Here is an 11,461-nt window from a genome sequence, read left to right as displayed (position 1 = left end):
CCCTGATCAGAGGGCAGTAGATGCGTGTCGGGAAGCAGTCTCGGCCTCATCGCCACCCCCATTAGGACTGAGCGGGATTGTGCTCCCGCCCCTGCGGGAGCGCCGGACAAAGCTCCACTCACGGCCTCTCGACGGCCGACACTAGCGGAGTGGACTGGTCTAGTCCATGCCCTTCACACGAACCACTCTCTCCAGTACTGTCAATCCCGGACGCCGAAGTGGCGACCAGGTTTTGACACGGCATTACATTTCTGATTGGAGGGTTCTGATGGAGTTCAAGCAGGGTTCTGCCTCGCTGGCGGCTGCGGTCGCCGATCTGGCATTGGAGCTTGACCTGGCCTCGCTGGCCGGTGACGAGCAGAGCCAGTCGCTCACAGCGGGTCACGGCATGACCGAGGCCAGTGCCTCGTTCTGCTGCGCCCCGCCGCCGAACTGCTGTAACTGCAGCTGTTCCTGAGTGGACATAGGTCGGTCGGAGCGAACCCGCCCGGATTGCTCCGGCTGACCTGACACTCGGCCCGTCGGCTCATCTCCCAATGAGTCGGCGGGCCGAGTTGGCATCTGCCCGTACGTCAGATCTGCCGGGTGTCAGCCTGTTTCAGATTCAGGCGGACGCCGTGCGGACGTAGTGGCCCTTGTTGAGATCCTCGACAAGTCCGGGGTGGGTCGGCTGCCATCCGAGCAGTTCGCGGGTCAGCGTGCTCGAAGCCGGACTGTCGGCTCCCAGCGGGCGTCCGAGCCAACCGAAGTGCTCGCCCGCCTGCTCGGGGGAGATGGAGACCGCGGGCAGGTCGAGCTGTCGGCCGATCGCCTCGGCGACGGCGCGGATCGGCACGCCCTCCTCGGCGATCGGGTGCAAGGTCGATCCGGCCGGGGCCTGGTCCAGGGCCAGTCGGAACAGGCGCGCGACATCGAGCCTGTGCGTCGCGGGCCAGCGGTTGGCGCCGTCGCCGATGTAGGCCGAGACGCCCTTGGCGCGGGCGGTGGCGACCAGCATCGCCATGAAACCGTTGTCGCCGTCGCCGTGCACGGTCGGGGGAAGCCGGACGACCGAGGAGCGGATGTCACGGGACGCGAGGGCGATGGTCACGTGCGCGTTGGCCTGTCGGCCCTCCACGCCGCTGATCACGGCCTCTGCCGAGTCCGCGGCAGGCTGGCCGTCCCGCTCGGTGGCGACCCGTCCGGGCGCGAGCCCGAGGATCCCGGACGCGATCAGGAACGGCCGGTGGGATCCCGCGAGCGTGTCAGCGAAGACGTCGATCGCCCGACGGTCCGCCTCGACGGCGCCCTGGAAGTCGCCGGTGAAGGCGATGTCGTGCTTGAACGCGAGGTGGATCACGCCGTCCGAGGCGGCGGCGGCGCCGCGCAGCACGTCGAGGTCGTCCAAGGTGCCGCGCCGCACCTCGGCCCCGGCCCGGGTGAGGGCGGCGGCCGAGGCGTCCGAGCGGGCCAGTCCGACCACCTGATGCCCTGCGTCAATGAGCTCGGGTACGACGGCCGATCCGATCCAGCCGGACGCACCGGTGACGAAGACGCGCATGGGAAACCTCCTGAGTAAGCCGACCGCCTGCGCCATGGGGGGTGTGGCGGCGGCTGATGTCAGCAACTGTCATCAGCCTACCTCTGATGTCAGCGACTGTCATCACGACGAGCTGCGGCTAGAATCGGCGGCATGGGTAGATGGGAGCCGAACGCGCGAGGCCGGCTGGAGCAGGCGGCACTGGAGCTCTACCGCGAGCGCGGCTTCGAGCAGACCACCGTCACCGAGATCGCCAAGCGGGCCCGGCTCACCGAGCGGACGTTCTTCCGGTACTTCGCCGACAAGCGCGAGGTGCTGTTCGGCGGCGCGACCTCGCTCCAGGAGCTGATGACCAGCGCCGTCGTCGCCGCGCCCGAGTCAGCGACACCGATCGACGCGGTCGGTGTGGGCCTGGACGCCCTCGGCGCGGTCTTCGACGGTCGCCACGAACACTCCAGCCAGCGTCAGAGCGTCATAGCCGCCAACGCGGAGTTGCAGGAACGCGAGCTGATCAAACTGGCCTCGATGGCCGCGGCACTGGCCGAAGCACTGCGTCAGCGCGGCGTGGCCGATCCGGCCGCGAGTCTGGCCGCCGAGGCGGGGATCGCCGTGTTCAAGGTCGCCTTCGGCCGCTGGGTCTACGGAACCGGCGAACCCGACATGCTGCACGTCATGCGCGATTCGTTCGCCGAGTTCAAGGCCGTGACCGCAGGCGCGTGACGACCCGCCCGTCATGACCGGCTGGGGCACCGGCCCGGCCACCGCACCCGGAAACGCCGAGTCCGGCCAGGGGCGCTGCCCCGGCCGGACTCGGCGTTTCCGGTACCTCTTCCGCTCAGCGCTCGGTGAACTCGGTGATCACCCGGGCGATCTCGGCCAGCGGCTTGGCGTCCATCAGACCGTGGTGGGTGGCGTCCAGGTGGCGGTCGATGATCCGTCCCTCGACATGAGGAGCCCAGGCGGTGGCGGGCGGGGTGCCCTCGGTGCGGTTCCGGGTGGCGGTGAAGAAGACCACGTCCGCCTTGACCTGTGCGGGCTCGAAGTCCCGCATCAGGCGGACGTGCCGCTCCCAGGCATCGCCCATGGCGCCGAGGTCCTCGGCGGTGAAGGACGAGAAGGAGCTGTCGACCAGGGTCTGCAGCACCGCCTCCCGGGTCAGCGGCGTGCCCTCCGGGCTCGGGCGCTCGGCCTGGAACATCTCCAGGAAGACCCCCAGCGTCTCCTGCTCGTCCCGCTCGGAGCCCTTCACCGTGTAGGCCGCGTACGGGTAGGCGTCCAGGATCGCGAGCAGGGCCACCTCCTCGCCGAGATCCTGCAGCTGGCTCGTGAGGGCATGGACCACCAGGCCGCCGAAGGAGTGGCCGAGCAGGTGGTACGGGCCCGACGGCTGTACCTCGCGGATCAGCGCCACATAGTCGGCGGCCATCTGTTCGACCGTCTCCGGCAGCCCCTCGGCCCGGGTCAGGCTGCGCGCCTGCAGGGCGTACAGCGGGCGGCCGGGCAGGTAGGGCAGCAGCCGACTGTAGCCGATGCCGACGCCGTAGCCGGCGTGGACGCAGAACAGCGGCGGCAGTTCGCCCTCGCGGCGCAGCGGCAGCAGTTCGGCGAACTTGTCGCCGAGATCGGCGTCCGAGTCCAGCTGCTGGGCGAGTGCGGCGACGGTGGGTGTGTCGAAGAGTGCGCGGATCGGCAGGTCGGTGCCGAGGGTGGTGCGGATGCGGCTGATCAGGCGGGTGGCGAGGAGGGAGTGTCCGCCGAGGTCGAAGAAGTTGTCGTCGATGGTGACATGGGGGTGGTTGAGGACTTCGGCGAAGAGGGTGGTGAGGATTTCCTCGTGGGGGGTGCGGGGTGTGCGGCCGGGTGTGTGGGTGGTGTGTTCGGGTGTGGGGAGGGCGTTGCGGTCGAGTTTGCCGTTGATGGTGAGTGGGAGTGTGTCCAGCGGGATGATGGTTGTGGGGATCATGTAGTCGGGGAGGGTTGTGGCGAGGTGGGTGCGTAGGGTGGTGGGGTCGAGTGGGCCGTTGGGGATGGTGTAGGCGGTGAGGCGTTTGTCGCCGGGGGTGTCTTCGCGGAGGATGACGGTGGCGTGGGCGACGGTGGGGTGGGTGGTGAGGGCGGTTTCGATTTCGGCGAGTTCGATGCGGAAGCCGCGTAGTTTGATCTGCTGGTCGGTGCGTCCGGCGTAGTGGAGTTCGCCGTTGTGGTTCCAGTGGGCGAGGTCGCCGGTGCGGTACATGCGTTCGCCGGTGTTGCTGAACGGGTTGGCGAGGAAGCGTTCGGCGGTGAGGGCGGGGTGGTTGAGGTAGCCGCGGGAGAGGCCCGCGCCGGCGAGGTAGAGCTCGCCGGTGCTGCCGGTGGGGACCGGTTGCAGTCGGGCGTCCAGGACGTAGGCCCGCATGTTGTCCAACGGCCGCCCGATCGGCAGCGCACTGGATTCCTCGCTGACCGTGTGGGTGGTGGCGAAGGTGGTGGTCTCGGTGGGGCCGTAGCCGTTGACCACGCTGAGGCCGGGACAGGCGGTGCGCACCCGTGCGGCTGCGTTGGGCGAGACCACGTCGCCGCCGGTCCACACCTGCCGCACACCACGCAGGCAGTCCGGTTCCTCCTGGGCGACGAGCGCGAACAGGCCTGCCGTCAGCCACAGCGCGGTCACCTGGTGCCAGGTGATCAGCTGCCGGAGCGCGGCGGTGGTCAGCTGCCCGGCGGGTGCGACCACGACCTGGCGCCCGGACAGCAACGGAACCCAGAGTTCGAAGGTGGAGGCGTCAAAGGAGTACGGGGAGTGCAGCAGCACGCGGTCCATCGCCTCGTTCGCGAAGCGGCGGTCGGTGGCCAGCGCGACCACGTCCCGATGGGTGACGGCGACACCCTTCGGTTGTCCGGTGGAGCCGGAGGTGTACATCACGTAGGCCAACTGGCCTTCATCGATGGGTATTTCGAAGCCAGCCGCGCGCTCCGAGCCGATCGCGAGCACGGTCCGGCCCAGTCGCGTCGCCTGGTCGTACAGCGCGGCGTCGGTGAGCACGACCTGTGCGCCGGTCCGGGTGACGATGGTCTCGCGATGGGCCTGCGGGTAGCGGTCGTCCAGCGGCACGTAGCAGCCGCCCGCCTTGACCACCGCCAGCAGCGCCACCACCAGGTCGGCGGAGCGCTCCATCAGCACCGCGACGCCGTGTTCGGCGCGCACGCCGTGGGCGATCAGGCGCTGGGCGAGGCCGTTGGCGCGGGCGTCCAGTTCGGCGTAGGACAGTTCGGTGTTGCCGCAGACGACCGCGATCGCGTCGGGCACGCGTGCCACCTGGGCGGCGAAGAGCTCCGGCAGTGTTCCCGGTACCGGCTCGACCGCCGTGTCGTTCCACTCGGTCAGGATCCGCCGCCGCTCCGGGACAGGCAGCACGTCGACGCTGCCGAGTACCGTCTCCGGCGCCGACTCCAGCGCGGCGGCCAGGCCGTCGAGCGCGGTGTGCAACAGCGCACAGACCGCCTCGGCGTCGATCGGGGACACCGCCTGCGCGGTCAGGACGAAGCCGGAGCCCAGGTCGTCGACCGACATGGTCAACGGGTAGTTGGTGCGCTCCTGACTGTGCAGCACCTCGATGCCCAGTGGCTCCGGCTCGGGAGCGTGCTCGTCGTCGGGGCGGCTGTGGCGGTAGTTGAGCAGCGCGGTGAACAGCGGCGCCGCGCCGCCGACGCCGCTGGCCTTCTGCGCGAGGGCGAGCGGTGCGTGCTCGTGCACCAACAGGTCCGCCAGCTGCCCGCGCATCGCCAGCACCGCCTCGGCCACACCCGCGCCGACCGTGGGGACCCGCACCGGCAGCGTGTTGATGAACAGCCCGGGAACCCGGTCCGCGCCGCTGCCGCCGCTCATCCGACCGAACAGCACCGTGCCGAACACCACGTCGTCGCGGTTCGAGGTGGCCGCGACCACCCGCGCCCACGCCAGGTGGACGACGGCCGCCGCGCTCACCCCCAACCGCCGTGCCTGCTCCCGAACCCGCCCGGCGACCCCGGCGTCGACCCGCAGTTTCGCCTCGGCCACGCCGCGGGCGTCGCCACGGACGTCCAGCAGTCCGAACGGCGCGGTGGGCTCGGTGACGTCGGCCAACAGCCCGGCGAAGAACCGCTCGTGCTCCTCGCGGGAGACCCGCAGCCGGGCCTGGGCGACGAAGTCGCGGAACGGCAGCGGGGTCGGCAGCCGATCGTGCTCCCCGGCCAGCACGGCCTGGATCTCCGCCAGCAGTACCTCCATCGCGGTGTGGTCGGTGCTGAGATGGTGCCGCTGGAGCAGCATCAGCCAGCGAGCGCTGCCGGGTTCGGCGGCGATCCGGGCCCGCAGCAGCGGCGCCCGGCCGAGGTCCATCGACGCGGGGCAACCGGCGGCGAGCTCGGACGCCGCGTCCGTGCCGGACAACTCCACTACCTCAACCGGAAGGTGGGCCTCGCGGGCGACCACCTGCACCGGCTCCGACAGGCCCTGCCAGAGTACGGCGGTGCGCAGCACGTCGTGCCGGTCCACCACGAACCGCAGCGCGTCCAGGAAGGCGTCCAGCCGTTCACGTGAGTCGAAGGTCAACGTGGTCGGCAGGACGTAGACGTCGTCGCCGTCGGCGTTCATCAGGTGGTGGAAGAAGATGCCCTCCTGCAGCGGGGCGAGCGGGTAGATGTCGGCGATGTTCGCCGCGCCGCCCGGGAACACCGAGACGATCTGCTCGATCTCGGTCGCTGTCAGTCGCACCAGCGGCAGCATCTCCGGCGTGATCGCGGTCGCGCCGTCCGGGATCAGGTTCGGCGGTACCGCCACCTCGGCCACGGCCGACGCGGCGGCCAGCCCGGCCGCCGTCGGCGAGGTGAACAACGTCCGGATGCTCACCTGGACGCCGCGCACCCGGAGCCGCTCGACCAGCGACACCGCGAGCAGCGAATGGCCGCCCAGCTCGAAGAAGTCGTCGTCGACCCCCACCCGCGGCACCCCGAGGACCTGCGCGAAGACCTCGCAGAGGACTTCCTCCCGGAGCGTCGCCGGGGCGCGGTAGGGCGAGCCGGCAGTGAAGCCCGGCGCGGGCAACGCCCGGCGGTCCAGCTTGCCGTTCACCATCAGCGGCAGCTCGTCGAGTACCACGAACGCCGCGGGCACCATGTAGGCGGGTAGCGTCGCCGTCAGCTGGGCGCGGACCGCTACCGGGTCGAACTCGCCCGCGGGGACTACGTAGCCGATCAGGCGGGTGTCGCCGGGGACGTCCTCGCGGACCACGACCGCGGCGTAGGTCACCGACGGATGGACGGTCAGCGCGGACTCGACCTCGCCCAACTCGACCCGGTTGCCCCGGATCTTCACCTGGTCGTCGGTCCGGCCGACGTACTCCAGCGCTCCGTCGGCCCGCCAGCGCGCCAAGTCGCCACTGCGATAGAGGCGTTCACCGGCGTCGCCGAACGGATCCGCCACGAAGCGCTCGGCCGTCAGACCCGGACGGTTGAGGTACCCACGGGCCAACTGCACCCCGGCGACGTACAGTTCACCCTCGACGCCGGGCGGCACCGGTCGCAGTGCGGCATCGAGCACGTAGACGCTGGTGTTCCAGACCGGGCGGCCGATCGGTACGGATCCGTCCGTGTCAGCGCCGCCGCAGGCCCACTCGGTGGTCTCCACGGTGGCCTCGGTGGGCCCGTACAGGTTGTACAGCGGCACACCCGGCAGTACCCGCGCGACCTCGCCGCGCAGTTCCGGCGTCATCACCTCGCCACCGCACATCACCGCCCGCAGGCTGGTACCGGCGGCGGTCTCCGGCTGGGCCAGGAACATCCGCAGCATCGACGGCACGAAGTGGGTGTGCGTCACCCGCTCCCGTCGGATCAGCTCGGCCAGGTACTCCGGTTCGCGATGGCCGCCGGGACGCGCCACCACCAGGGTCGCGCCCGCCAGCAGCGGCAGGAAGAACTCCCACACCGAGACGTCGAAGCCGAACGGGGTCTTCTGCAGCATCCGGTCCGAGCCGGTCAGCCCGTAGACGTGCTGCATGCAGGCCAGACGGTTCACGATGCCGGTGTGGGGAATCACCACGCCCTTGGGCCGACCGGTCGAACCGGAGGTGAAGATCACGTAGGCCGGATGGTCCGGCAGCAGCCCACGATCGCCGAGGTCTGCGGCGTCCTGATCTGATGCCTCGTCAATGAGGGCGGCGGTCACCACGATCGGCGAACCGGCCTCGGCCAGCACGTAGTCGATGCGCTCGGCCGGATAGTCCGGGTCCACCGGCAGATACGCACCACCGGACTTGAGTACCCCGAGCAGCGCCACCACCAGCTCCACCGAGCGTTCCATCAGTACCGGCACCACCGACTCCGGCCGGACGCCACGCTCGACCAGCAGCCGGGCCAGGCGGTTCGCCCGGGCGTTCAGCTCCGCGTAGGTCACCTCGGCACCCTCGAAGACCACCGCCACCGCGTCCGGAGTCCGCCGGACCCGCGCCTCGAACAGCTCCGGCAGTGTGCCGGTCGGGACCTCGACGGTGGTGTCGTTCCAGCCGTTCAGGAGGGTGTGCTGCTGGGCCTCGGTGAGGACGTCGATCTGGTCGAGGGGGGTGTCGGGTGCGGTTTCCAGGGCGGTGATCAGGTTCTGCAGGGTGGTGTGGGCGAGGCCGCAGACCAGTTCGGGGTTGATCGGAGCGACGGCGTGCACGGTCAGGGTGAAGCCGCTGCCATGGTCGTCGACGGCCATGGTGAGCGGGTAGTTGGTCCGGTCCTGTCCGTGTCGGAGCTCGATCCCCTCGGGCTCTGCCGGGCCGCCCTCCCCGTTGGGCTGGTTGTGACGGTAGTTGAGGAGGGTGGTGAAGAGGGGGGTTGGGGGTTTGATGTTGCTGGTTTGTTGGGCGAGGGCGAGTGGTGCGTGTTCGTGGGTGAGGAGGTCGGCGAGTTGGGTGCGCATGGTGTGGATGGCTTGGTGGGTGGTGGTGTGGGTGGTGTGGAGGTGGGTGGGGAGGGTGTTGAGGAAGAGGCCGGGGATGCGGTCGGCGCCGGTGCCGGAGTTCATGCGGCCGAGGAGGAGGGTGCCGAAGAGGGCGTGGTTGGTGTTGGAGGTGGCGGCGGTGACGCGGGCCCAGGTGACGTGGAAGAGGGTGGCGGGGGTGACGCCGAGGTGGCGGGCTTGTTGGCGGATGCGGGTGGCGAGTTGGGGGGTGAGTGGTTGGGTGGCTTGGGTGATGTGGGTGCCGTCGCCGCGTGTGTCGAGGATGCCGAAGGGGGCGGTGGGTTCGGTGATGTGGCCGAGGAGTTGGGTGAAGAACTGTTCGTGTTCCTGGCGGGTGACGCCGAGCAGGGCCTGGGCGACGAAGTCACGGAACGGCAGCGGGGTGGGCAGGGCATCGGCCCGGCCGTCCAGGATGACGCGGATCTCCGACATCAGCACGTCGAGGGCGGTGTGGTCGGCGATCAGGTGGTGCCGTTGCAGGACCAACTGCCAGCGCTCGCTGCCTGGTTCGGCGGCGATGTGGGCATGGAGCAGGGGCGCCCGGGTGAGGTCCATCAACGGCGGGCAGGCGGCGGCGAGCTCGGCGGCGGAGTCGCTGCCGCGGAGGGTGTGCTCGGTGACTGGGAGGGTGGCGTGTCGGGTGACGACCTGGATGGGTTCGGGGAGGTCTTGCCAGAGGATGGCGGTGCGGAGGATGTCGTGGCGGTTGATGACGTGTTGGAGTGCGTTGAGGAAGGTGGTGAGGCGGTTGTGGGTGTCGAAGGTCAACGTGGTGGCCACGACGTAGGGGTCGTTGTGGTTGTCGCCGGTGGCCATGAGGTGGTGGAAGAAGATGCCTTCTTGGAGTGGGGCGAGGGGGTAGATGTCGGCGATGTTGGGTGTGCCGCCGGGGATGGTGTTGGTGATGTGGTCGATGTGGGCTTGGGTGAGGGTGATCAGGGGGAGTAGGTCGGGGGTGATGGTGTGGGGGTTGGTGGGGATGAGGTTGGGTGGGACGGTGAGGGTGGTGTTGGTGGTGGTGTGGGCGAGGCCGGTGACGGTGGGGGTGGTGAACAGGGTGCGGATGTTGATGTGGATGTCGCGGGTGCGGAGTTGTTCGACGAGGGTGACGGCGAGTAGGGAGTGGCCGCCGAGTTCGAAGAAGTTGTCGTCGACGCCGACCTGGGGCAGTCCCAGGACGTTGGCGAAGACCTCGCACAGGGCTTTCTCGTGCGCGGTCACCGGGGCCCGGTAGGCGGTACTGGTGGCGGCGGTGAAGTCGGGTGCGGGCAGGGCCCGCCGGTCCAGCTTGCGGTTCACGGTCATCGGCAGTGCGTCGAGTAGCACGATCGCCGCCGGAACCATGTACTCCGGCAGCGACGCCGCCAACCGCGCCCGCACCGCGGCGACGTCGAGGTCAGCCGCCGGGACCACGTAGCCGACCAGGCGCCTGTCCCCGGGAATGTCCTCCCGGACGATCACCGCGGCGTGGGCGACACCGGGAACGGTCCCCAAGGCGCTCTCGATCTCGCCGAGTTCGATGCGGAAGCCGCGGAGCTTGACCTGGTCGTCGGTGCGGCCGAGGAATTCAAGGTTGCCGTCCGCCCGCCAGCGGGCGAGGTCGCCGCTGCGGTACATGCGTTCCCCGGCCGGACCGTGCGGGGCTGCGACGAAGCGCTCGGCGGTCAGGCCCGGGCGGCCGATGAATCCGCGGGCCAGCTGGACACCGGAGATGTACAGCTCGCCGGGTACCCCGATCGGCACCGGGCGCAGTGCCGCGTCCAGGACATAGACGCGCATGTTCCACATCGGTCGGCCGATCGGAATCACCTGGCCCAGATCCTCGGGGCCGACCAGGTAGTCGGTGCACCCGACCGTGGTCTCGGTGGGGCCGTAGTGGTTGACCACGGACACCTGCGGGTGTTCCCGGTGCCAGCGTTCGAGCTGCGCCGTCTGTATCGCCTCCCCACCGACCATCAGCCGCCCGGTCGGCACATGGGCGTCGGAGATGGCGTCCAGGTAGGACACGCCACTCGGCGTCGCCTTGAGGAAGTCCAGCCGTTGACCGTTGAGCACCTTGGGCAGGCGTTCGTCCAGGGCGGCGACGTAGATCCGGCCGCCGCAGGTGAGCGCGCCGTACAGGTGGGTGATGTTGGCGTCGAAGGAGATCGAGGCGTGCAGCAGTGTGCTGCCGCGCAACTCGGGATAGGCCTCCCAGGCGCGCACCGTGTAGTTGACCACCCCGGCGTGGGCGACCAGTACGCCCTTGGGGCGGCCGGTTGAACCGGAGGTGTAGATCACATAGGCCGGATGCTGCGGAGTCACGGCGGCATTGAGGTTCTCCGGACTGTAACCAGAGGTCGATACCTGCTCCAGCAACAGAATGTGAACATTCGTCAGGTCAGTAACCCGCTCGACGCAGTCGGCGGTGGTGAGCAGTACCTGCGGCTGGGAGTCGTCCAGCAGGTAGGCGATTCGGTCGGCCGGGTACTCGGGGTCGATCGGGACGTAGGCGCCGCCTGCCTTGAGCACCGCCAGCAGGGTGACCACCAGCTCTGCCGAGCGCTCCAGCAGCACCGCGACCAGTGACTCCGGGCCCACGCCGTGCTCCACCAGCAGCCGGGCCAGTTGGTTGGCCCGGGCGTTGACCTCGGCATACGTCAGCTCGACACTGGCGTCGACCACGGCCACGGCCTCGGGGGTGCGCGCGGCCTGGGCTTCGAGCAGCACGGGCAGAGTGGTGGCCGGTACCTCGTGGGCGGTGTCGTTCCACGCGGAGAGGATCAGCTGCCGCTCGGCCGCGTCCAGGAGCTCGACCCTGGAGACCGGCAGCTGCGGCTCGGCAACCAGCTCCCGGAGGACCCGCACCAGATATCCGGCGATCCGCTCGGCGGTCGCGGTGTCGAACAGGTCGGCGGCGAAGGTGACTGTGCCGAGAAGCCCGGACGGGACACCGCCCTGGTCGAAGGACTCGCCGAGCGTGAAGGCCAGGTCGAATC

General features: G+C 69.8%; 4 protein-coding genes (1 of these 4 only partly in view). 2 read left to right on the top strand and 2 right to left on the bottom strand.

Annotated elements, in window-relative coordinates; translation table 11 throughout:
• Window positions 1–268: 268 nt before the first annotated feature.
• Window positions 269–457 carry a thiomuracin/GE37468 family thiazolyl RiPP peptide gene (locus tag GXP74_RS22665; protein WP_182453076.1) on the top strand — a complete coding sequence of 63 codons (189 nt, stop codon included), beginning with the start codon at window positions 269–271 and terminating at the stop codon, window positions 455–457.
• A gap of 147 nt (window positions 458–604) precedes the next feature.
• Here GXP74_RS22665 and GXP74_RS22660 read toward each other — a convergent pair whose 3' ends face one another.
• On the bottom strand, window positions 605–1,540 hold the full coding sequence (locus GXP74_RS22660; protein WP_182453075.1) for an SDR family oxidoreductase: 936 nt from the start codon (window positions 1,538–1,540) through the stop codon (window positions 605–607).
• A gap of 132 nt (window positions 1,541–1,672) precedes the next feature.
• Here GXP74_RS22660 and GXP74_RS22655 point away from each other — a divergent pair, with 132 nt between their 5' ends.
• The gene (locus GXP74_RS22655) at window positions 1,673–2,239 is read left to right on the top strand and encodes a TetR/AcrR family transcriptional regulator (RefSeq protein WP_182453074.1); all 567 of its coding nucleotides are present in this window, start codon (window positions 1,673–1,675) and stop codon (window positions 2,237–2,239) included.
• Window positions 2,240–2,354: 115 nt separating this feature from the next.
• Here the strand turns inward: GXP74_RS22655 and GXP74_RS41615 are convergent, their stop codons facing one another.
• Window positions 2,355–11,461: the 3' portion of an amino acid adenylation domain-containing protein gene (locus GXP74_RS41615; RefSeq protein ID WP_182453073.1), read on the bottom strand. It continues 4,267 nt past the right edge of the window; the window shows 9,107 of its 13,374 coding nt (coding positions 4,268–13,374); its start codon lies beyond the right edge, outside the window — the gene reads right to left on this strand; it ends in the stop codon at window positions 2,355–2,357.

Source organism: Streptacidiphilus sp. P02-A3a, assembly GCF_014084105.1.
Taxonomy (GTDB): Bacteria; Actinomycetota; Actinomycetes; order Streptomycetales; family Streptomycetaceae; genus Streptacidiphilus.
This window is presented reverse-complemented; position numbering and strand designations above follow the sequence as displayed.

Excerpts from the sequence above, each read along its gene's own strand:
- GXP74_RS22660 (WP_182453075.1), bottom strand. The coding sequence starts at position 1,540 with ATGCGCGTCTTCGTCACCGGTGCGTCCGGCTGGATCGGATCGGCCGTC.
- GXP74_RS22655 (WP_182453074.1), top strand. The coding sequence starts at position 1,673 with ATGGGTAGATGGGAGCCGAACGCGCGAGGCCGGCTGGAGCAGGCGGCA.
- GXP74_RS22665 (WP_182453076.1), top strand. The coding sequence starts at position 269 with ATGGAGTTCAAGCAGGGTTCTGCCTCGCTGGCGGCTGCGGTCGCCGAT.